This window comes from Lysinibacillus sp. RU7 (assembly GCF_057837305.1).
In genome coordinates, this window is the sequence record NZ_JBYQFK010000002.1 from 86279 (window position 1) to 110424 (window position 24146).

The 24146-nt window shown below is 38.7% G+C and carries 14 protein-coding genes; 2 read left to right on the top strand and 12 right to left on the bottom strand.

The window, feature by feature from the left end; translation table 11 throughout:
* Positions 1 to 13 precede the first annotated feature (13 nt).
* Positions 14 to 1183 (bottom strand): polysaccharide deacetylase family protein, encoded by a 1170-nt coding sequence (locus tag AC3II9_RS02085; protein WP_489152829.1) that lies wholly within the window; start codon positions 1181 to 1183, stop codon positions 14 to 16.
* Positions 1184 to 1504: 321 nt separating this feature from the next.
* Entirely contained in the window at positions 1505 to 4312 is a 2808-nt protein-coding gene (locus AC3II9_RS02090; RefSeq protein WP_489152830.1) for an S-layer homology domain-containing protein, read from the bottom strand.
* Between the two features lie 721 nt (positions 4313 to 5033).
* Between AC3II9_RS02090 and AC3II9_RS02095 the strand changes: the two genes are divergently transcribed.
* A complete protein-coding gene (locus tag AC3II9_RS02095) occupies positions 5034 to 5402 on the top strand; it encodes a CotD family spore coat protein (RefSeq protein ID WP_489152831.1) in 369 nt (122 codons plus the stop codon).
* A gap of 44 nt (positions 5403 to 5446) precedes the next feature.
* On the opposite strand, the gene AC3II9_RS02100 is transcribed toward AC3II9_RS02095, so the two are convergent.
* Entirely contained in the window at positions 5447 to 10561 is a 5115-nt protein-coding gene (locus AC3II9_RS02100) for a sensor histidine kinase (RefSeq protein WP_489152832.1), read from the bottom strand.
* Positions 10562 to 11142: 581 nt separating this feature from the next.
* Between AC3II9_RS02100 and scpC the strand changes: the two genes are divergently transcribed.
* Positions 11143 to 12636, top strand: coding sequence for a succinyl-CoA:acetate CoA-transferase ScpC (scpC, locus tag AC3II9_RS02105; protein WP_489152833.1), 1494 nt, complete (start codon positions 11143 to 11145; stop codon positions 12634 to 12636).
* Between the two features lie 22 nt (positions 12637 to 12658).
* Here scpC and AC3II9_RS02110 read toward each other — a convergent pair whose 3' ends face one another.
* From AC3II9_RS02110 to AC3II9_RS02150, 9 genes are all read right to left on the bottom strand, one after another.
* On the bottom strand, positions 12659 to 13615 hold the full coding sequence (locus AC3II9_RS02110; protein WP_489152834.1) for a LysR family transcriptional regulator: 957 nt from the start codon (positions 13613 to 13615) through the stop codon (positions 12659 to 12661).
* Between the two features lie 241 nt (positions 13616 to 13856).
* Positions 13857 to 14612: an SDR family NAD(P)-dependent oxidoreductase gene (locus AC3II9_RS02115; RefSeq protein ID WP_489152835.1), complete on the bottom strand. Its 756-nt coding sequence runs from the start codon at positions 14610 to 14612 to the stop codon at positions 13857 to 13859.
* A 494-nt stretch (positions 14613 to 15106) separates the two neighbouring features.
* Entirely contained in the window at positions 15107 to 17212 is a 2106-nt protein-coding gene (locus AC3II9_RS02120) for a methyl-accepting chemotaxis protein (RefSeq protein ID WP_489152836.1), read from the bottom strand.
* Between the two features lie 220 nt (positions 17213 to 17432).
* A complete protein-coding gene (locus AC3II9_RS02125; RefSeq protein WP_489152837.1) occupies positions 17433 to 17642 on the bottom strand; it encodes a hypothetical protein in 210 nt (69 codons plus the stop codon).
* Positions 17643 to 17771: 129 nt separating this feature from the next.
* Entirely contained in the window at positions 17772 to 18023 is a 252-nt protein-coding gene (locus AC3II9_RS02130; protein WP_489152838.1) for a hypothetical protein, read from the bottom strand.
* A 29-nt stretch (positions 18024 to 18052) separates the two neighbouring features.
* Positions 18053 to 18244 (bottom strand): hypothetical protein, encoded by a 192-nt coding sequence (locus AC3II9_RS02135; RefSeq protein WP_489152839.1) that lies wholly within the window; start codon positions 18242 to 18244, stop codon positions 18053 to 18055.
* A 417-nt stretch (positions 18245 to 18661) separates the two neighbouring features.
* Entirely contained in the window at positions 18662 to 19717 is a 1056-nt protein-coding gene (locus AC3II9_RS02140; protein ID WP_489152840.1) for a 2,3-butanediol dehydrogenase, read from the bottom strand.
* A gap of 298 nt (positions 19718 to 20015) precedes the next feature.
* The gene (locus AC3II9_RS02145; protein WP_489152841.1) at positions 20016 to 21581 is read right to left on the bottom strand and encodes an Ig-like domain-containing protein; all 1566 of its coding nucleotides are present in this window, start codon (positions 21579 to 21581) and stop codon (positions 20016 to 20018) included.
* 116 nt (positions 21582 to 21697) lie between these two features.
* Positions 21698 to 23833, bottom strand: coding sequence for a transglutaminase domain-containing protein (locus AC3II9_RS02150; RefSeq protein WP_489152842.1), 2136 nt, complete (start codon positions 23831 to 23833; stop codon positions 21698 to 21700).
* Positions 23834 to 24146: the final 313 nt, after the last annotated feature.

The window sequence follows — 24146 nt, forward strand, 5'->3', positions numbered from 1 at the left end:
GTAGAGTAATAGTTTAATATGAAATGTATTGCCTAAACTGCTCTTCCGTCGTCGTCGGTTCAATAGCAATCCGCTTTAACTCATACGGGTCATCGCCGTATTTGACATAACCGTGTTTTGTTGTAAATGCTAGTCGGTAGCCTGTCTCGGTTAAAATTTGCTTCGTTGCCTCATTAAACTGGCCAAATGGATACGCAAAATAGCGTTGTGTCACAATAGATTGACTTGCCAGTAAATCGTCCTTTAATGATTTACGACTTTGTAGTACAACAAGTGAATTCCCCTCTTCTTGGCTATGCAACTGATGGGTATGCCCCTCGTAGCTGAAAACATCCGTTGACCAATTCATTTCTTCTTGTGAAATTGCCTGTAGCTTCTGTGGGTCAAACGGTTGAATTGTTGTCGGCACACGAGATGTAATGACAAAATTCGTCGCCTTCATTTTCGCTTGCTGTAGCAGTGGATACGCGTATACGATATTCGACTTTAATCCATCATCAAATGTGATAACAACTGTATTTTTCCCAAGGTTTTTCTCTCCCTGCAAAAAGGCGTGTAACTCGTCCATCGTAATAGCTTGTGCCCCTACTTCTTGCAGTGTACGCACATTGGATGCAAACTGCAACTCTGTAATCATGGCCGATGTCAAGTTCTGTCGACCATCATGAGGGCCGACAATATGGTGGTACATCAACACAGGAATCCCTTTATCAAGCGCTACATTTGCTTTTGGGAGTAACGCCATACGACCTGCTACTTTTACATAATAATATGTATCATCTTCAGCCACTGCATAATGGCGTCGATTCGGTTGCGATGTATAAAGAACATGTCCATCTATATCTGTTAATTGCGTTACATGTGTTGTGTAAACCATCTCTCCAGCACGCTCTAATTTCTCTTCAACAAACGTTGTGCTTCCTTCTACCACGGAAGCTGCCGATACACATCCTAGATGATTTTCTACTTCTATGTAATAGCACGCTTCTGTTTTAGCCGTATAAAAATACGCTTGATTTTTATGTATAACCCCTACTATTTCTCCACTTTCATCATAAACATACGCTAAGTTTCCTTTTGCATAAAACACAGGTGCTTGCTCTTCAACCATCTGTGCATCTACCTGCTGCACAAGTCCTATACAATAAAATGTAAATAAAACAAAAAATATGATCCTTTTCAAATTATCACCTACTCTTTTTCACTAGGTATTATTCTAGTATACATTCACTTGTTTTGTATACAAATATTAGATAAAAGAAAAGGGAACAGAAGCCAGGCTATCGGTAAGTGTCCGTCCATAGTGGAGTGTACAGTTGAGTACATATTGGAGTGGAAAGCTAAAATTAACAACTAAAAAGAATGAGAAATCGTCCGAGAAAAAAGCACTCTCTGCTCAAAATTGAACAGAGAGTGCCTTCACTTTATGTTGAAAACAATCACGCTATAAAAACGTCAATTTTTCAACTTCCTCAACAGTATGAGGTTCATTACTAATTAAAAATTAGTTGAATACTACGTCAGCAATTTTGTTACCGTTAGCATCTACTAAGTTAGCAGATTCAAAAGTAACTGTTACTTTGTCAGTAGCTTTTAATGTAGCTTCAGCGAAAGTAATTGTTAAGTCGCCGTTTACTACTGCTAATGTAGGTTCTACAGCGATGCCGTTAACTTTTACAGTTACGCCTGAAACAGCTACATCTACGCCAGCTAATTTAATATCTTCTGAGAAATCTACAGTAGCTTTTAATTGGCTATCGATTGTTACAGTTTTAGCAACTGGTGCAATTGACTCTTTAAGATCAACTGTTACTACAGCTTGATTTTCAGAAATTGTGTTACCAGTTTTTGAAGCGATATTTGAAGCAGCTAAAATACGAGCACCGTTAGAAACGATTGAACCAGCTGGTAATGTAACTAATACAGTTTGTTTGTTACCATAGAATACTAATGTAGTACCTTCTGGTAATTTAGCGCCTGCTAATGTGTAGTTGCCAGCGTTTAATACTGAATCAGACATTTCCTCGTTGTATACTACTTTGAATTGATTATTTGCTAAGCCAGTTTGGTCTACTGAATAAGTTACAGAACCAGTTACTACTGCATCAGAGAAAGTAGGCACTAAAGTAAATGTAGAAGCTACTACTTCGTTACCAGCAGCATCTTGTAAATCACCTTTCGCGATTGTGAATGTGTATTTACCATCTAATAACTTCGCGTTTTTAGTAAATTTATTGTTTACATCAGTTAATGAAATAACAACGTAATTCTCTTCATCTGTTTTAGCATCGATAGCTTCGTTACCGTTGATATCTAAACCAAATTCAGCTGCTACAGTATAGTCAGTAGTAGCAGTTAATGGAATAATTACACCTTCAGCATTAGTGTATTCTAATTTTAAATCAGCCGCATCAAATGATGCTAACGCTGCAGCATCTACTACTTCGTCAAATTTTAATACTAATTTGTTGTCTTTAAGCTCTTTAGAAACTAACTTTGGTGCAGTTGTATCCGCTTTTAAGTTTACAGTAGCTTCAACATCTTTACCGCTGATACCAGCTAAATCTTTGATACCAGTTACTTTTACTTTAGCGTTGTTTAAGAAGTTAGTCGTAGCTAATAATTCTGAAGCGTCTAAAGTATAAATGTTTTTACCTTCAACTTTTACTGGTTGAGCAGTTAAAGTTGCACCATTAACTGTTACAGCGAAATCTTCAGTTACAGCTTCAGAGAATTCTAATGTAATCACAGCATCTTTAGCAGAAACAGCTAAAGTTGGTGCTACAGTATCTTTTACAGTAGATACTGAAGTAGTTAATGGGTTAGCTAAGTTACCTGCGATATCTTGCGCACCAATTACTTCGATAGCATAAGCTTTATCAGCATCTAATTCTAAGCTGAATGATTTTTTGTCATCATTTAACGCAGCTACAACAGTTACATTGTTAACGTTAACTGTACCTAAAGCTTGTAATGTTTCGTTAAATTCAACAGTTACTGTTACTTTACCGTCAGCAGCAGGCTTTTGAGTAACTTTTGTAATTGTTGGTGCTACTTTATCTTCGATTTTAATTGTAGATTCGAATTTAACAACACCTTGGTTTTTAGCAGTTTTGATTGCATCTTTAGCAACTGTTACATCGTAGCGACCTGCAAACTTAACAGTTGGAGCTGAAGATTTTACAGTTAATGTGTAAGTTTTACCATCTTCACTTAATTTACCTTCTAAGTCTGCAGCAGTTACTGCTGCATTATCTAATGATTTAAATGCGAAGTCAGCTACAGATACTGTAGATTTATCAACTGCTTTAGAGAAAGTAACAACTACTTCTGTTGCACTGTTTGCTACTACAGAAACAATGTTTAATTCTTTCGCATCTTCAATTGCTTGATCAGCAGCTTTTACGATTGCTTCGTATTTCGCTTCAACAGCAACGATTGCTTTTTCTAATGCAGCTACTTCTTCTTCTGTTAATTCAGTTTCAGCGATAATAGCTTTAATTTTAGCTACTTCTGTTTTTGCAGCTTCAACAGCAGCTTTTGCAGCTACAGCGTTGTCAGCTTTAATATCTGCTACTGCTGGTAATGTAGCATCTACAGCAGCGATTTGTGCTTGTAATTCTTCAGCAGTTACTTCTTGTCCTGCTAATACTTCTTCGATTACTTCTAATGAAGTGTATAAGAATTTAGCGAATTGTGCACGGCTTACAGTTTCTTTTGGACGGAAGTTAGAAACCGTTGTGATTTCTAAATCAGCTAAAGCTTGAACTTGCTCACCGTATTGTGTAGCGTCTAAATCTGCCACTTTTACGTCTTCGATGTCAGCAGCTAATTCTACGAAAGAAGTACCTGTTACTGTTTTAGCAACACGGTCTAATACTACAGCCATGTTTTCACGAGTGATGTTGTCAGCAGCGTTTAGTTTACCTGCAACACCAGTGAATACGCCAGCATCTTTTACTAAAGCAGCATATTTTGCTAATTCTTCGTTAGATGTTGATACGTCTTCAAAACGTGGGTTTGTATTCCAGTCAGCTGGAATTGTTGCACCGTTGTTTTCTAACCAACGACCTAACATGATCGCTACTTGACCACGAGTTAATTTGTTGTTTGGACGGAATGTATTGTCTGAAGCATAGCCACCAATGATGCCTGCTTCTGCTAAAGCGTTAATGTATGTAGCAAACTCGTTGTCAGCTTGTACATCTGAGAAGCCAGATGCTGATGCCACTGGTACGATTGCTGATGCTACTAATGTAGCTGTTGCTGCTGTTGCAACAAATTTCTTATATGATTTCGGTTGGTAAGCCATAGATAAATTCCTCCTAGAATAGTAAACACTAAGTAGATTACCAAATCTTGCACTGGTAATACTGAAATTATATTACTAACTCTATGCATTTTTCAAACATTTTCATTGCTTTGTAATATTATTTTAATAATATTAGTTATTATTAGTATACTATCCTTTTTAAGGTAATTTACTAGTTAGTATTAAAAGCTTTTGCGTTTAAAATTAGTATTTTTTTATTTTATAAAAATCAAATAATCAGTTTATTATTAAATAATCATTCTAAATAAAAATATTACCAAATTTAAACTTTGAATTTTTTGTTATTTCTAAAAATAATACCCATAGGTAGTTTCATTCCTTTAAAGGTATAATTATACATTATTTGTTTCAGAAAACCTGAAAAATAAGTCGCATGTATGATGTCCGCTCTCTCATTTTTGTTGTATGATATTACTCATTAATATCTTGTTTTTTATCGATATAAGGAATGTATCAATAAAAAACAACAGAAACTTGGCCCTGTTGTTTTTTATAATGTATTTCTTGGTTAGCCTAAACTTCTCGGATGCGTCGATCTGGGGAGTTTTTGCTTTTTATAGCATAATTTCTTCGCTCCCCCCTTTCCCTCATACGAATTACTTTTTCTTTTTATCACCTAATAGGTATACAACTATTCCTCCAAGCCTCTATGCTCATATATTATTAATGCATTACATTATTCAAAAAAGGAGGACTATCTATGTATTTCGGAAATTGGTTCAATCCAAATGAAGCTGCTGGCGCTTTTAATCAACCTGGATTCAATCAACCAATGTTCAACCAACCAGGATTTAATCAATCGCCTGTTCGCTTCCCGCCACAAACATTCCCTACTCGATATGAACAACCCGTCGTTTCACCAACACAAGAATTCATTCGTACAAATATATTCAACACTGTTGTACCACATGTTCACCCGTCCCATACAACAACAGTCAACAGACATATGGTCAATAACCAACACTTCTTCCCGCATACAGAATCCGTTGTAAACGAATGCTTTGAAACAAATACAATGTGTGGGATGCCGCCAAATCATTGCCATAAGCCAAGAAGACGAAGAAGATAACGTGAATGTCAGGCACGGTATAGGGTATAGCCGCGCCTGACATGTTATTCATTTCCCGTCATTAACGGGAGCGTAAAGCAAAAGCGTGAGCCTCGTTGTTCGACACTTTCCACGAAGATTTTTCCGCCATGCTGCTCGATAATTTTTTTACAAATGGCTAAGCCAATCCCGTGTGAATCGACATTTTGACTATTCGATGCACTGTAATAACTATCAAAAATAAATTGGATGTCCTTTTCTGGAATGCCCATCCCACTATCCTCTATCGAACAATACAGCTCCTCGTTCTGTGTCCACATCGTAAATGTTATATTCCCTTGATTTGTATATTTAATCGCATTCATCATCATATTCGTAATCACTTGTTGGATTCTTGCCGTATCAATTAGTACATATGCTTCTTTTTCAACATAACAATTTGTTTGATAGTTTAATCCAGCTCTTCGAATATCTTCTATATAGTAATAGGCAAGTTGATCATAGAACCCCTGCACACTCACCTTTGCTAACGCATATTCTAAGCGTCCTGCTTCTAGCTTCGCTAAATCAAATAAATCTTGGATTAATACGTTTAAGGACAACAACCGCTCCTTACTGCGCAGTAAATAAAACTGCTGTTTAGCTGGTTCTACTACTATGCCATCTAAAATCACTTCAATATAGCCAAGCGTTGACGTAATCGGCGAACGCAATTCATGGGAAATACTATGCAGTAGCTTTTTACGTTCCAGCTCATTCATTTCTAACTGATCATTTATTTTCTTTAAATGGAGGTTCATCTCACCGAGCTCTTTTGTACGAGCCTCTACACGATTTTCTAACTCCATGTAGATTTCTGCGTTCTCAAGTGAAACAACAATCTGTGTTGCAACCATGGCAATCAGTTCGATTTGTGTTGTACTAAAAGCATTTTGCAAAAGGGCATTTTCCAAATACAACACAGCCGTCACTTCTCCCTTATGATAAACAGGTAAGCAAAGGATGGACTTTGCGGCTATTTTCAAATGTGTAAACAGTGTACTTTTCTTGACATCTGAAATGACAACGGCTTCCTCACTCTGTAACGTGTAGTCTGCTATCAGTTGAATATGTGTAGCAGGCGATGTAGGCTCACTATAATACGTAAACTGCATCGCTTCCGCCTGTGCCTTTGCTAGCACAGTCAGCTTACCTTGCTGATGGCGGATAAAATAACCGCTTGTTGCATTGGATTGTTTTAACAAGGAAAATAACAATTTGTGTAGTAAATCTTCCATACGAATTTCTTTTGCAAGGGATTGGGTTGCCTCTAGCACAGTCATCATATCAAATGATAACGCGTATTCCTTTTTTTGCTGCTGTACTTGAATATATTGCGAGAAGCGTTCCTCCCACAGTGCGGCAATCGTGACCGCACCCCACTTTCGCATTTCCCGAATACCGCGCATACTATAATCACTTGTTTTCACCCGATCTTGTTGTGCCTCATAATACTTTGCGGCGCGTTCATAAATGATCGCTTCATCTTGCGGAAATTGATGGACTTTCGCTAGCTGAATCGCACGGTCATAATAGAGGATTGCTTCTCCATCGAGCCTTTTCCTCCGACAATTTTCTGCTAACAGTAACATATATAAATGTTCAAAATTATGCGGCGCCTCTTTTGCCCACTTTTTAAACTTTCGAATGCTTTCCTTAATCTCTTTTACATATTGACGCCGCTTCTCTCGATGCTTAAAAGGTCGCTCGATAAAATCAAACTGCCAAAGGGCACGATACAAAAAATAGATGGGGGTATTGGGCAATGAATACACTTCTTTAATCGGTTGACGTGTCTCTTCTAAAATACGACACGCTTGTTGCTCATCCTGAAATAAATACGCCATTTGCAAACGTAGAATATAATGCATGACTACGACGGCTTCTTCATGTTTAAGGGAAATCTCATAATCCCACTTCGGTGTGATATTCGCATGGCGAAGTGCTGAAACCCAATGCTGAAACTCTGTTAAATAATCCTCAGATAACATATTCGAATGATTGACATACTGCGCTTGCTGAAACTGTACTTCCTCATCTAATTCTTTTAATGAGGTCCCATTCATCAACTGTATGGCACATAAAAAACAAGAAATAGCCGTTACTTGATAAAATAACCCTACCTGCTCGCCGTATTGCTGCATGACACGCATGTACTGAATGCTCGTATCATAATCCTTTTCCCAGTGATTTAAAAAAATGCCATACGTAAAATAAATACGTGCTTTAATAAATAAACTATTTTGACTATCAGCCATGGATAAGGCAAGCTTTCCGAAGCGCAAGGCTTGCTTCACATTATTAAACCCTGAAATTAATATAAGCGCGTAATTAATGTATACAATGCCACTTTCTGTTGTAGCCCCGTATTTTAGCTGTAAGCGAAACACCCTTAACAATAAAATACCTGTTAAATTAGGGCTCATACGAAACGTATTGGAAACAATGCTAATCATAATTTGGATTAACACATCAATTTCCTTCTTTTCAATCGGGGGCAAATGCATTAATTGTTCGTCTGTTTTATTTTTTAGCTCCCACTTTAAAAGCAAAAACTCCTTTAATACTTGCGCCTTTGTAGGCTCACGATCAATCTGCATATGACATAATTGGAACGCTGAAAACCCTGCATTAATGACAATTTCTGAGCTTTCTGATTCAATATAAATAAGCGACATTAAACGGTATATCAGCAGTTTTTCAAGCGTCGTCTCAGCATGTTGAAGGGCCTCTTCAATATGCTTTTTAGAATCGGCATAATCCCCTACTAAATACTTACATTCCCCTAAATCCATATAAATTTGCAGTGACATTTCTCGCATAATCGCCCAATGATCTACTGGTAATAACGCTAAGCTAGATGAAAAGAATTGCAATGCATTTTGATAAAGCCCTGCTTTTTTCGCCTGTCCACCTAACATGGCATTCCAAATAGCTAACTGTTGTTGTTCCTCAGCTGTTAATCGATTGCTACAATAATTAAACTGTCGAACGATTTCTTGTAAATAAGGACTTTCTTCCATATTGTCACACATTTGAATCAACAATTGCCCGATTGTATAATGTGTATCCATTCGATGGCTCTCTTCTAACGACTCGTAAGCCATTTGTTGAATGCGATCATGAATAAATTGAAGCTTCATTGTAAAGAGCTGCGTGCCATCTTCCATATCACTAGAACGTGCCCATTTTAAACGACTATCGAGTGCCAAAATAAACCCTTGTTCCACTAATTCCTCTAACCGCTCGATTAACTCATAGAATGGTATATTCATAAGCTTTAGCAAAAGATGCAATTCAAACTCACGTCCAAAACAAGAAGCTAATCGTAAAATCGCCTGTGCCTGAACGGATAACATGTTAATTCGTCCACTAATAAAGCCTAATAATTCTTGATTGACGATCGTTTGCTGTAATTGTTGGTGATTGAACTGCCATGTTTCATCCGTAATATCAAAATAAAGCGTCCGATTATTTAAAAATAAGCGAAATACCTCGTGCATAAATAACGGATTGCCTTGCGTCATTCGATAAAGGCGTTTTGCTACATCCCCCGTTGTCTCTAACTGCATCTTTAAAGAATCTGCCAACCAAACACGCACATCTTCCTCTGTTAATAAACGTAAAGAAATCGTACAAAAAGACGAGAGCTCCACTTGCCACTCTAACATCTGCTGATTGATTGTAGATGCATCATCTCGAACAGCCATCATTAATAAAAAATAGCCACCATGATGCTGCTCATAAATAGCCTTCAACATATTAAGTGCACTTCGATCAGCCCACTGTAAGTCATCAACAAACCAAACAATCGGACAACGTTGACGCGAAAAGATAGTCAGTATTTTTTGAATGGATGCGAAAATATAAGCATTCATTTGTAACGTATACTGGAGATCTTCAAACAGCAGTTCCGTCTCATCCGATAAAAACCAACGTAATTCCGGAATAACATGAAGTAAACTTTCTGCCATCATTAAATTGACTTCTTGCATGCCTTGTTGGAATTGTTTAATAGATGCTTCCCCTTCTATATAAACTTGCTTTAGTAAATGACGAAGTGGTTGAAGAATCGACGTAAAAGCCTGTTGCTGTTGAAGCTGGTCAAATTTACAGTCAACAAAATACCCTTTTACTTGTGCTACTTCACTGCGAAGATGATGAGCAAGCGAAGATTTCCCACATCCCGAAGGACCTTTAATGAAAACGATATGTTTTGCGCCTTGCTTTACTTCATCCAACATATGTGTCAAAATATTTATTTCGTCTTCCCGACCACATAATTTATTTGAAGGTTTTGGGCGCATCTGTTGATCACGCTGTCCCAGTGGAAACATGATATCACTTTTACCATCTGCTAGTTGCTGTTGAATACGTAGTAAATCCTCCTTTAAACTAACGGCACTTTGATAGCGGTCCTCTGGATTTTTTTCGAGTAATTTCTGTACCATCATTTTAATAATGGTTAAATTATTGCCCTTTTCAAATGGACTAAAATTAGGGGCTTTCGTTAAAATATCAAAAATACAATCCACTGTATTGTCCGCTTGAAACGGCTTGTTTAACGTAATCATTTCATAAAAAATTGTGCCTAGTGTATAGAGATCTGTTCGTTCATCGATTTCTATTGATAAGCGGCCTGTCTGCTCAGGGGCCAAATAGGGGAGTTCATCTAATTCAAAAGCAGGTGTTATGTCACGCCCTGCACTCGGACCCCACTTCGTTGTCATCGGTGACGTGACCAACCTGACTTGTAAAGACGTGGCATGAACAAAAATATATTTTGGGTTTAACTGTCCATATAACAACCCTTTTTGATGCAAGCTAATACATGCATTGATGAGTTCTATGGCGATATACAAAAACTGGTGCAACGGCATTTGTTGCTTCAGCAGTTGCTGTAACGGTTGACCAATAAAATCCTCATATACGATGACATATGCATCGTCAACATACTCATACCCAATCGGTTGCAACAGCCACTGGTTATATTCTTGCTCAAATACCGCATAATCAACATACTTCTTTGCCTGTTCTTCGTTTAACACCCCTTCCATCACTTGCAGCAGTACGACTCGTTCAAAACGCGGCAAATATTTACGATGGATCGTCCAATCCGCAGAACGATATGTATCAAGCATTCTATCCCCCCTCAATCAATTATTACCTATATATTCAATATAAAGTAAAGGTTCGTTTTATGTAATAATATTCTAGTTCTTTTACATATAAATGAAGGTCATTTATTTTGATGCCTTGATTGTGTCACCTAGTGAAATGTTACTGTATCTGGGCATAACAAAACTGTACGAGCATAACCTTGCCGTATCCGGGCATAAGCACTCCCTATACGGGCATAAAGTCGCTGTATCCGGGCATAACAAAACTGTACGAGCATAACCTTGTCGTATCCGGGCATAAGCACTCCCTATACGGGCATAAAGATACGCTATCCGGGCAAAAACATTCATCTCCTCCCACCCCCCTCAAAATAACATGATTCACTCGCAAGTTATAGACTGTTTTTTGTAGCCTGTCATTATGTTAGAAGATCAAAAAGAAGACATATCGCTACTAGCATGGCTTATAGTAAACCGATAGTTTCAAACTATGATGTTCATAGAAATAATCATTTAGATTTCTACTTCTTTCTTCACTATACTAAACATAAATTCTATAGAAGGAGTGTGTATTATTCATGATGGAAGGGGTAAAGGGACTAATGGAAGAAAGAATTCGTTTACAATCGTTACAGGAGAAAATCGTTTCTGCGGAGGAAGCAGCTGCATGGATTCAAGATGGGATGGTACTTGGCATGAGTGGCTTTACACGTGCTGGTGACGCCAAAATTGTACCGCTAGCTTTAGTAGAAAAAGCAAAAACAGAAAACTTTAAAGTCGATGTGTATACAGGGGCATCACTCGGACCAGAAGTCGATCAGTATATGGCACAAGCAGGAATTATTCGGAAACGTGCGCCGTATCAAGGTGATCCAGCCATTCGCCAATTAATCAATCAAGGCGATATTTTGTACACAGATATGCACTTATCCCATAATGCCGAGCTCGTTCGGACAGGCATTATTGGACCGATTGATTTTTTAATTATTGAAGCAACAGCGATTACAGAGGATGGCCAAATTATCCCGACCACTTCTGTAGGGAACTCTGCGATTTTCGCGCAATATGCGAAAGAAATCATTGTCGAATTAAATACGGCACAGCCGGCTGCATTAGAAGGCTTGCATGATATTTACATTCCAGATGTCCAAGGAAAACGCGAACCGATTCCATTAACAAGTGCTGGGCAACGTATTGGGACAAAGGGCATTCCTGTCGATGTAGCAAAAATTAAAGGGATTGTCATTTCCGACATTACAGACGCCCCGTCATTAATCGTACAGCCGGATGAGGAAACGGCACAAATTGCAGAGCATTTGCTCAACTTCTTGCGAGATGAAATTAAGGCAGGTCGTCTAACGGAACAAATAGCCCCACTACAATCAGGGGTAGGTTCTGTTGCCAATGCTGTGCTCAATGGCTTTTTGCATTCCGAATTCAACGATTTAGAAATTTATTCAGAAGTGTTACAGGATGCGGTGTTCGAGCTGATTGATGCTGGAAAGGTGAAAGTTGCTTCGGGTACATCCATTACGTTAAGTGAGGATTGTGGTAAGCAAGTTTACGGGAATCTTGAAAAGTATAAAGATCGTTTAGTCTTACGTCCACAGGAGATTTCGAACCATCCAGAGATTATTCGTCGTTTAGGCTTAATTTCGATTAATACTGCACTCGAAGTTGATATTTATGGCAATGTCAACTCTACACATGTATCTGGGACAAAGATGATGAACGGACTTGGTGGCTCTGGTGACTTTGCACGGAATGCACGATTAGGCATTTTCGTCACAAAATCATATGCAAAAGGTGGCGATATTTCTTCGATTGTGCCGATGGTAGCCCATCATGATCATACAGAACATGATGTAGACGTCATTGCGACCGAGCAAGGCATCGCAGATTTACGTGGTCTTGCGCCAAAAGAGCGTGCTGCCTTAATTATCGAAAATTGCGTACATCCCGATTATAAAGAGCAATTACTCGATTATTACCACCGCGCCATCGAGCAAACAAATAATGCCCACACACCACACATCCTAGAAGAAGCATTGTCATGGCATGTCCAATTAGCCAAGCAAAAAACGATGAAAAAATAAAGTAAAAGTAGGAGCCGCCATATTATATGGCACTCCTACTTTTTTCGATAAAGGCATGAATTGTATGTGCTGAAACAATGAGCTTATTTTTCGTTAAATGATCCATTAACATCGGCATAAAGGATTTTGCGACGATGTTCCAATATTTATCTTTTTTCACAATGAGCACCGTATCCCGTCTTAAATCGGGATGATGAATCGGTCGCCCGACTACCCCTTCACGCTCCTGCGATTCATACAATGATTTCGCCACGATTGTACTCCCAAGCTCTTTTTGTACAAACTGAAAAATCGCTTGTGTGCTAGCTGTTTCAAACTGTACCTTGAATACCAATTCCTCTTCCTTTAATGCCTTGTCTAAAATATTTCGACAAACGTGGATAGTCGGAAATAGCACAAGTGGAGCATCCACTAATTGATCTAACGTTAACTCCTCATAGCGTAGCAGTGGATCTGTCGGATATGTAACATAATAAAATTCCTCTGTATACAACGGCACCTCGACAAATTGCTCGTCATACATCGTCAGCGCATGCTGGGCATAGGAAAAAGCATAATCTACTTTATTTTCTTTCAATAACGTATATACATCATCCGTACTTGTAATGGATACTTGTATCCCAGGATATGCTTCCATATAGGCTAGCGCACTCTCGGAAAGTAACGTTGTTAACTCACCAGGCAATGAGGCAATTTTCAAATGTCCCTTCTGTAACTGGTGCAACTCCTGCATTTGCTGCTTCGTCGTTTCAATCTGTTTAAAAATTTGCAGGCATTGTGTATAGAGCACTTGTCCTGCATCGGTTAGTAAAATTTTCTTTCCAATTCGTTCAAACAAAGGCAATCCAAATTTCTGTTCTAACACTTTGATTTGCTGACTTAGTGTAGGCTGTGAAATGTATAATCTTTGCGCTGCTTTTGTAAAATGCAATTCTTCGCAAAGTACTAGAAAATACTCTAATTGTCTTAATTCCATCATTAACGTCCCTCAACAAGTATTTACTTCTATCTCTAGTATAACATGCTAGTAAAAATGAATTGAATCGTCTGTATTTTAATAAGTTCCTATACTACTAAAAAACCAGCTTTAAATTATAACTTGCTACTGTTCATTACATCCCGTTTCGAGGATATGAGTTTCTGTAAAGTCAAACACCCTCTATCTCTCCTGGTTAGGAAATAGAAGGTGTTTTATATGCTAGTCTAGTCCCTTATATTGACTATTTCGCCGTTTGTCCACCATCAACCGCTAAATTCACCCCTGTAATGTAAGCGGCTTTTTCTGAGCATAGGAAAACAGCAACGTTGGCCTGTTCTTCTGGTTTCCCCATTCGCCCAAGCGGAATGTCATTTTCGACATACTTTGCTTGTTCTGGCACTTCTTTTGCCCATTGCTCCACTGCCCCTGTCAATGTCATACCTGGACAAATCGAGTTCACCCGAATACCCTGCTTGGCATATTCTAAAGCAACCGATTTCGTTAAACCATTCACTGCCCATTTCGCGGCACTATACGTCGCTAAGTTTTCACTGCCTAATAAACCAGATGTAGAGGCAGTGTTCACAATCGCACCACCGCCCGTTTGAATCATGGCGTTCACTTCATGCTTTAAGCAATAGTAAAGACTTGTTTGCGTAATTTGAATACATCGATCCCAATCTGCACTATCTGTTTCGCCAATTGGTTTAGATGGTGCCCCAATCCCCGCATTATTATGGGCCCAGTCTAACTTCCCATATCGTTTCACCGTTTCTTCTATTAAAGACTGCACTTGCGCTTCTTCCGCTACATTACACGCAATAAACTCGGCCTGCCCCCCAAGTTCTTCAATGAGACGCACCGTTTCTTGCCCAGCCTCCTCATTCACATCACTGACGATAACAACTGAACCCTCTTGTGCAAAGGCAATTGCACTTGCGCGGCCAATCCCATTTCCTGCTGCTGTTACAATCCCTACTTTTCCTTCAAATAACATATCCATCCCCCTTTTCTTTCTATATATACTTTTCTACATCATCTTGGGAAAACCTTTCAAAATACGCTAATTTAAGGAGGATCAATTATGTGGATATCTAGTATCCGGGCAAAACCTTGCCGTATCCGGTCTAAAAGCTACGGTATCCGAGCAAAACATCATGGCATCCGGTCTAAACATCACCGTACGAGCAAAAGCCCACCGTATCCGGTCTAAAAGCTGCCATATCCGAGCAAAACATCATGGCATCCGGTCTAAACATCACCATACGAGCAAAAGCCCACCGTATCCGGTCTAAAAGCTGCCATATCCGAGCAAAACGTCATGGTATCCGGTCTAAACATCACCGTACGAGTAAAACACTACGGTTATGCTAGAACATTAAAATGAACTTATATAGCATCTTGTATTTAACAAGACATCTTTACATATATCCCCCAAACAAAAAAGACCTTGCGAGAAAATCCCTCTCACAAAGTCTTTATAATACGATGTTATTCTGACAGTTTAAAGCGACTCACAATAGCTTGTAGCTCTTTCACAATATCATTCATGCTGTTAATCGAATCGTTCACACGTTCTAGCTCGACTTGCTGATCGGCTGTGGAGGCACTTACTTCCTCTGCCGAAGCTGCTGTTTGCTCGGAAATCGCTGAAATACTTTGAATCGACGTAAGAGCCTGATTTTTGTATTCCATCATATTTTCTAGCTCTGTTACTAATAACGTAATCGCTGTGGCAATCGCCGTAGAAAGCTCATTATTTTCTTTAAATGCCGCTTCTGTACTTTGAACAGATTCATTTTGCGCTTGGAGTAAGCTTGCATTGGAGGCAATAATCGCTACCGTTTGCTGCGAATCACGTAAAATACTTTCCACTGTTTGCTGAATGACTTCTGTTTCATTTTTAGACTGTTCTGCTAGCTTGCGTACTTCTTCTGCTACGACCGCAAACCCTTTTCCATGCTCGCCTGCACGTGCTGCTTCAATACTTGCATTTAACGCTAGTAAATTCGTTTGCGCCGTGATACTTTGAATCGATACAATAATTTGATTAATGTTCGCAATATTTGCGGCGAGGGATTCAATTTGCTGTTGCACATCCGCATTCATTTCATTTGTCTCCGTGTTTCGAGCATGCAGATTGTGCACTTCTTGCATCCCTTTTGCAGTCGTCTCTTGTGTTTGCTTCGCTAGCACATTCATTTTTGCTGCTAATTCATTTAAGGCATCAATTTGATCGGACAAATCCATCACGCGCGAATTCGTTTCTTCTGTATCCTCTGACTGCTTGGCCGCGCCTTGGGCAATCTCATTTGTGGCAACGGTTACTTGTTGACTAGAAGCGACAACCTCATCAAAAGTCGTCGTCACCTGTTGAGAGGCACTATTCAACAATGTGGACGATTGCAACACGCCATGAATCGCATCATTCGTTTTTTCAAGCATATGGTTATAGGCAGTTGCCACTGCACCAATTTCCCCTTGCTTTAAGTATGTGGCATCAACCACTTTAGTTAAATCACCGTTTGCGGCTGTTTCCATTGATTCCTGTAATACTTTTAATGGCTGTAATTGTCTAAAAATAAACCAAGCTGTGGCACCGCCCATGAGCAAGACAATGACGAGACCAGCAAACACTGTATAAAATAAAACCTCATTATATGTAGAGAGAATTTCGGATTTTGGTAATACAAGCTGAACAGACCATCGATTATCAATTCCCTCTAGTATCATAGGCGCAAACGCATTAAAGGAGGATTCTCCTAATTGACGAGAATCAACATAAAGCCCCGTTGCTTCACCATTGTCTAACATCGATTTTACAGTCATCCAATCGATTGCATCTTGCATGTTTGTCCCATTTAAACCTTCATTTATACTATTGACTGTCAGCATACCGGCATCTGTAATAATACTCGCATAGCCATTCGTTGGTTTTACAGTTGTCACAAGCTCGGTTAAAAAGTCGACAGACATATCAAACATAATCGTGCCCAAAAATGTGCCATCTTGTTTTTGAAGCGGAACAACGAGCGTTGTTAGTAACAGCGTCTTTCCATTCACTTCATATTCATAAGGCTCGGTTAAAATAGCCCTTCCTTCTTTCTTTGGTGTCCAATACCATGTTGCGATTTCTTGATTGTCCACCCCTTCAATAGGATAAGTTTTCACCGAACTACCTTCTTTCACTACATAAGGGATGAATCGTTTTTTCGCATCAACAAGACCTGCCTGTAACGCTGTTTCCTCGTCTATATTGAAATCTTCGATCACGGCCGCTGCACCGATTAAATCTGGATTGGCTGTTACATTCGCTTCCAGTAAAGTTAATACTTTTTCAGCAGTTAACTCATTCGTAGCGCGAAGCTTTTCGAATATAAGTTTTAATGTTGTTAATGTATCATTAGCCTTCTCAAAACGTTCACTCATTTTAGCGGCAGATAGCTCTGCTTGTTGAATGGTTGCACTTTCAGCATCCTCCATACTTTGTTTATAAAGGATTGTACTTGTCACAAATGAGTAGGCAATAAATAATACTAAAAAGACACTAATGATAAGTGCCGAAAGCTTCCATGCAATACTTTTTGACTTTTTCATTGAATCCCCTCCTTAGGTAGCGATTTATCTCTATCATACTATAAATTACTATTTTATGTAAGATTACAGAGTGAGAAATTACCCAAAAATAAGTTATATAGAAGCGAACTATAAAGGTTTTTTCTTGATTTGCCTCCTTATCTACAGGACTACCGAATCATCTAAACAATCTACTAGTATATGAATACATGAGGTTATTCTTCCTATACGTATTAGTCTCTTACTCACGAAGCAGCATCCATGTATCTATGTAATGAATGGCAAAACCATCAAATCTATCACGCTTGCTAAAACGCTTATACACTTTTGCGAGCTCCATATTCATATAGGCTTCATCTTTACCGTGAAAAGTTAAGGAACTCCCCTCCTCTGTGTCAAATGTTTCAATGGCCACCATAATCGACTTCCCTTTACTTTGTGCATAGTCCATCTCTGTAGCAGATAAGGCGATAATACCGTTCTTCCCACATGCCGAGCCATCATGGACACACTGTCTACTAGGTCAATAATATATTCACTTACAATTCCTTGCCCAAATTGATTGTTGTAAGCGACCGTATCAAACCAAAAGGGTATACGGCTCCACATCAATATGAACACCTTCCGATAGCCCATACTCTTCTTGAAAACTCGTTACCCACTCTTTAAATTGTTCTACCGATTGGGTATTTGTACCCGAATCAGGATGTCCATCTAATGTATATACTTGCACACCGATTTGATTTGCTATTTGCATAAAGGTCGCATACACGTCATTCTTTACTTTTACATTCACTTGCACATAAACTTTAGCGATTTGTTTTTCTTCCATAAACTGCACGTATTGCTCTGCATTTTTTTCTAAATTTCAGCGTGCCAAATCCATGTCGCTGCATACGGTACGACTCCGTTATTTTCCGTACTGTCGTTTGCACCTTTACATACGATCGGTGCAATCGGGTGTTGACTTTGTATTTTCTGTAATCCATCGGAAAATGAGGGAAACATTAAGCTTCCGACCAATGCTCCTGCAATAAGCTGTGTAACATTCACCTACCATTCCTCCATATAAAATCGATTTTCCTAGGTTGGTCGTATTGTCTTTACGGCCCGTCTCATAGTATAAAATAAAAACATCAAAAACTACGACTCTTTTGTCTTCTATATATTATCACGCGTGTTGACTTCCGCTACAGCTGACTCCTCCCTTTCGTCGCAGAAAAGCATTGCTGTTCCTGCACAAGTCAAGTCGCCTCCGCTCAATGAACACCTCTCATGCATTATTAAACTTTACTAAAAGCATTTCGCATAAAAAAGCCCGTTAAAGAATCATAATATGATCTCTAACAGGCTTTTCCTATTCTTTATAGATAACTCTTTGTATGAATAAGTAGGTAGTAATCTCTTCTTTCACGCCTCAGTTCTACCTTCAACATAATACGCTATTTTTGCACAAACTCATCATAACGTTTATTCTTGTGAGTTCACAAGAATCTTAATATGATTTTTTTCTTTCATTAACGCTTCAAAGCCTTCTGTGACCACTTCATCAAGCTTAATACGTTTTGTCACAAGCTTTTCCGCTGGGAAGTACCCCTTTGTCATCAGCTCCATTACCGCTGGGAAAATATCGCGGTAGGCGATAATCCCTTTGACTGTTCGCTCTGACAGGACAATATTATTCGGTTGGATTGAAGCTTCTGTTTCCCAAATCGAAACAATGATTGTTTCTCCTTCAAACGTTGTAGAGTCAATCGCTTGCTTTAGTACAACGGGCACACCTGTCACTTCAAAGGCTACATCCACACCACCATCTGTTAGCTGCTGTAAACGGGCGACAGCATCCTCTTCCTGTGGATTAATCACCGCTGTTGCACCTAGCTCTAATGCCTTTGCCGCTCGTTCCTGTGACAGCTCCACTGCATAAATTTCTGATGCCCCTGCTGCACGAAGCGCCTCAATGACTAATAAGCCAATCGGACCTGTACCGAAAACAGCTGCTTTATCTCCTGCCTTCAGCTTACTGAGACGAACAGCATGTAAAGCAACGGCGGCAGGCTCTACAAGTGCACCTTGCTCGTACGATAATCCCTCTGGCATTTTGTGTACCATTTTTTCATCCACCAGTGTATATTCAGAGAAGCCTCCGCCTCCACCAGATAAACCGTGGAATCCGAGATACTTACAAATATTGTATTTTCCTTTTTTACAGGCAGCACATTCGCCACACGCAAGAATTGGCTCTACCACAACTGGGTCTCCAACACGTACCTTTGTAACACCCTCACCAATTTCTACTACTTCACCAGAGAATTCATGCCCCATGACGATTGGCGCAATATCTTGACTAATATAATGTGGTTCGTCTACAGGAATAAAGATTGGTCCTGCCGCATATTCATGTAAATCACTACCGCATATACCCGTCCAATGTACTTTAATTTTGACCTTCCCTGGTGCAATCACTGGTTCCTCAATTGTTTCCACACGCATGTCCTTTGCTTTATACCATCTTGCTGCCTTCATTGTTTGAATTCCTCCTTCGAGTGTATAGTAGAGTTACAGTTTTATCGTATCATAGAATTTTACATATAGATTAAAATAGGTAATTTTTTAACAATTAATTAATATACATATTGCACAATGTCCGTAGAAATTATATTGTCAGGCACAGTATGACTTTCAAGTTATTTGTGAGATTGGTTATTATCATTCCTATATTTCTCTACAGAAAAAATCAAATTTCCTCGTATTTTTGAGAAAAATAACTATCTATAACAATAAAAAGCCATTCAGAAAAAACCTCTGAATAGCCCTTTAATCATTATTGAATTGTAAACTCTAACATTTCATATTGTTTCATGGTTTTACCCGTTGTTGACTTTACTTCTTTTACCCATAATGTGTATGTTTCACCAGATGTATAGTTTTTTACGGGTTGTACGTTCACTTTCGCTTTGTCCACACTGTATGTAACAGCTACTTTTTCCCCCTTTTTATTTAACACATACATATTATGATTCGTTAAAGAGGAGGCACTTACATTTTCGTTGAATGTAATTGTCCATACTTTATTTGCTGCTACATCTGTTTTCTTGATGTGTTCTTTATAATTATTGACTACGATATCGACGGTTGTTTTATAGCTACCCGATGTAATCGTTAACGTTGTTTTCCCTTCTGCTTTTGCTTCCATTTTGCCGAATGATAACCCCATAACGGCTGGATTGGATGAAGTAATCGTATAATTTTCACTATCTAACGGCATTTGGGTCTTATCATTAAATACGTTAACGACCGATAAATCTAATCGCTCCCCTACTTTTAACAGCGTTGTTTTCGCTTGTGCAGCAATCCCTACTTGTAAACGTTGTGGCAACTTCGATGTATCGTATAAAACCGTACCTGCTAATAAGCGCGTTCCACTATTATTAAATTGTAAAAAATGTGTTTGTGTACTTGCTTTTGCTACCACTTTCCCTGTATAAATATCGATTATATTAATAAAGTCATGGGTATCACTTGATTGATAGAATGCGCCTGCTACAAAGCGGCCATCTGGACGTAATGCAAAATCTGCCCATTCAAATGTTTTTTGACTATCTTCTAATTTTAATTGTCCAACTGTTTGTTCATCTAAATTTAATTCTGTTCGTATATACAATGAATCATTACCATTCATCCCAAACAGTAATTGATTTTTTTTATTATAGTCGATTTTCTTTACATTCACGCTGCCTGTATAGTTAGCAATTTCCTGTACATATTGACCGTTCGATGCATCACGTATACTGACACTACCATTTTTAATCGCGACAGCTAATTGATTGGTTTTCACTAAATACGCTAACCCTACTGGTTCTTGTCCTAAAGAAAACTTTTGCACTAATGTTCCTGTATTCACATTCCAAATCGATACACTATTATCGGCATCTGTTGCACTATATAAAACTTCACCTGTATCGTTAAATTGTACATCATTTACTGAAGCTGATGTTGATGACACCTTTAATTTATGTATCACTTTCCCTGATTCCGTGTTGATGACATAAATAAACAAACCACTTGGATGTGCCTTATTGGCTACTGCCAATTTCGTACCGTCTGGACTATACGCTACCTTTTCGACAGCCAGTCCGTCTGGCATATCGAGCTCAAGATCAAGATCCCCGGTTACCGTTTTCCAAATTTGTATTTTGGAACTCCCATTTGCGGTTACGAGCTTCGTATCATCTGCACTAAAAGCGGCATCTAATAATGTTCCTTTGAAATCATTTAACGCCCACACTTGTGGCAATGTTTTAATCGTTGTTTCAGCCGATACTTGGGCGCTCATTGCCCCAGTAAATACTAAGAAACACACAAGTAGGACCTGTATCACTTTTTTCATTTATACCCCTCACTTTAACAATATATTGATAATTATACCATTTTAAAAGTATTGTTACTGTTCATTGAACATAATTTGAAGTTACCCGCGAAAACAACCTCCTTTACTGAAGGAGGTTATTTAAAAGTAAATGTGACATGTGTACCTTGTTGTAATTTTACACCTTGTTCATCTTCTAATCCTGGCTGAATGACTAATGTGTATGGAATATCTGCTACATAATCTGCTTTTGGTGTGACAATAATTTTCTTACCATCTACTTGAATGGATACATCTACAGGATCGCCGAACATATCGACGACTTGAATAAATTGAAGGTTGTCTTCCGTGTTTTTCACGGCTTGCGATAATGTAATGGTCCATGGTTTTCGTGGTTTTGTTACGGCTATACTTTCATGCCATAGCTTTGTTTGATCAAATGTTAGGTTTTGCATTTTCTCATATTTTGTTTCAATTTCTTTTACTTGCTCTAGCACTTGGGGTGATAATAATTGGTCAGCTAAATCGCCGAATGTTCGAACAAACGCTAGTAACTGCTCAGCAAGTTTAGTAAATTCCTTGCTTAAAAACGTAATATTAGACGTGATTTTTTCAACTTCCGCACCTACTAATTCTTGCTCAATAGTAGTAAACACATCTAAGTTTGTCATCCCTGCCTTTACTGCTGGGGGTGCATTATTGATCGCTTGTCGAATCGTCGCTACCGCTTCTTTTATAGTACTATTTTTATTTAATGCATCGATTTGCGACGTAAGTGTAGCAATCATTTCTTTGTAAGAGGCTACGGTTTCCATTGCTGCTTGCAGTGAGTGCTGCGCATCGCTACCGAGTTGTGCTTGCTCTTCTAAAGATAACGTTTTAAACTTCGCTTGGACCGTCGCTACATCTTGAATAAATGTGGCCGCGAGAGGATCCAACGCCACAATCGCTTTCTTCACTGCAATTACGTCAGCTGGAATGGTCGGCACATGTTGTTGAATCGGTTCAGAAAAGACCAGCTTTTCCTGATTGTAAGCATAAACATTTTTTGTATCTTTTTTGATCGATGTGATGACGTCACCTGTATGTAAAGAAGTCACCTCTTTTGTAGCTAAATTAATTTTACTTAAACCAAAATTACGATCTAAATCCACAAAATATAGCGCCTCATTCGTGGCTAAAATATCCATTGCCCGCACATTTGCAAATGTCTCCACAGTTGGAATAGTAGCTAATAGATTCATCTGATTAATAGCATAGCTTCGGTCGCTATAATTCACATAATACAGGTTACCATTGATATATTCAGGAAGTAGTAAATAACGAATTCCATTCATTGTGAATAGCATAGACATCTGACTACGTAAAGCACTGAATCGTTCAGAAGTAGCGGCTGGTAAACCCGGGCGCTTATCCATTCGATGATCTTGTGAAATAACTTTATCTGAAATTAAAAAGTAATCATATGAAATATAATCCTTCAGTTCTGGGTAGGACATTGAAAATACAGGATCATTCCACGTTGGGTCTAGGTGGTACCATTTCCCGTCTACTTTCACTAAATTCCATGCATGATCTTCTCTCGCAAAACCCGTGACATAGTGTGCTTTGATGCCTGCTTCAGTTAGCATCATATACGCAAGCATCGCATATGCCTGACATACCCCTTTACCTTCTGTCAAAATCGTATATGCTGCATGCGGCGAAGCTTTTGTGTTTGTTGTATACGTTGTTTTTTTCACAATATAGTCATTAATCACTTTTACTTTTTCCACATCACTCATGGAAGGATCAATCAGCTCTGCGACTAGACGCTTCACTTCAGATGTGACATACGCTTCTTGTTTGGCCGTTGTCGTATAGCCAAGATTAATCGTTAATGTGACGTCATTCTCATAACCTTTGTAGCTATATCCATAGCTTAATACCGTCCCTAATGTATAATCATCTTTTTCCTTTGTTTCAATTAAAAGATTCATAATGTTCGACTTTAGTTGTTGTGTATTCCCTTTATACTGCACTTGAAAAGATTTTGTGAAGCTTTGCATTTCTTTGTAGATGATTTGTTGCAGATCCTCTAAGTTCGTAACAACCGGTACATCCACTGAAGCTACTACACGCGCCTCTACTTCAGGTAATGGTATAGCACCTTGAAAATAGGAATCTACCGCAAAGTCACTCTCTTGAATGATGTTAGCAGCCTGCACTTCCGAGTAAACAGCCACGCTTGATACAGCAGCAAATAATAGTGCCATAGATTGTTTCTTTTTCAACCAGAATTCCTCCTCGAACAGTTTGTAATAATTTTATCCTATTAATAGGTATTTTTGTATACATTTATATATCGAATGAAATTGTCACAAAAGCATTTGTACTATAGATGTACATTTTAATGTTCCAGCATAATGATTGACTTTAAAAATCAGCCTCCAGATTGCAAGCTGATCGTCTCCTTCGCTTACATTTCGGCTAAAAATAAATGTCTTTTAACGTTTCACTGCAGGACCTTGACTGGGGACGATAGTGTTTTGCTCGCACCAGATGGTTTTGACCGGATACAGTGACTTTTTGCTCGGATACGGTAGT

What these genes read in the sequence shown, in the direction of transcription:
- AC3II9_RS02100 (WP_489152832.1), bottom strand. Translation starts at nt 10,561, where the DNA reads ATGCTTGATACATATCGTTCTGCGGATTGGACGATCCATCGTAAATAT.
- scpC (WP_489152833.1), top strand. Translation starts at nt 11,143, where the DNA reads ATGGAAGAAAGAATTCGTTTACAATCGTTACAGGAGAAAATCGTTTCT.
- AC3II9_RS02095 (WP_489152831.1), top strand. Translation starts at nt 5,034, where the DNA reads ATGTATTTCGGAAATTGGTTCAATCCAAATGAAGCTGCTGGCGCTTTT.
- AC3II9_RS02120 (WP_489152836.1), bottom strand. Translation starts at nt 17,212, where the DNA reads ATGAAAAAGTCAAAAAGTATTGCATGGAAGCTTTCGGCACTTATCATT.
- AC3II9_RS02115 (WP_489152835.1), bottom strand. Translation starts at nt 14,612, where the DNA reads ATGTTATTTGAAGGAAAAGTAGGGATTGTAACAGCAGCAGGAAATGGG.
- AC3II9_RS02110 (WP_489152834.1), bottom strand. Translation starts at nt 13,615, where the DNA reads ATGATGGAATTAAGACAATTAGAGTATTTTCTAGTACTTTGCGAAGAA.
- AC3II9_RS02145 (WP_489152841.1), bottom strand. Translation starts at nt 21,581, where the DNA reads ATGAAAAAAGTGATACAGGTCCTACTTGTGTGTTTCTTAGTATTTACT.
- AC3II9_RS02090 (WP_489152830.1), bottom strand. Translation starts at nt 4,312, where the DNA reads ATGGCTTACCAACCGAAATCATATAAGAAATTTGTTGCAACAGCAGCA.
- AC3II9_RS02125 (WP_489152837.1), bottom strand. Translation starts at nt 17,642, where the DNA reads ATGGACTATGCACAAAGTAAAGGGAAGTCGATTATGGTGGCCATTGAA.
- AC3II9_RS02130 (WP_489152838.1), bottom strand. Translation starts at nt 18,023, where the DNA reads ATGGAAGAAAAACAAATCGCTAAAGTTTATGTGCAAGTGAATGTAAAA.
- AC3II9_RS02140 (WP_489152840.1), bottom strand. Translation starts at nt 19,717, where the DNA reads ATGAAGGCAGCAAGATGGTATAAAGCAAAGGACATGCGTGTGGAAACA.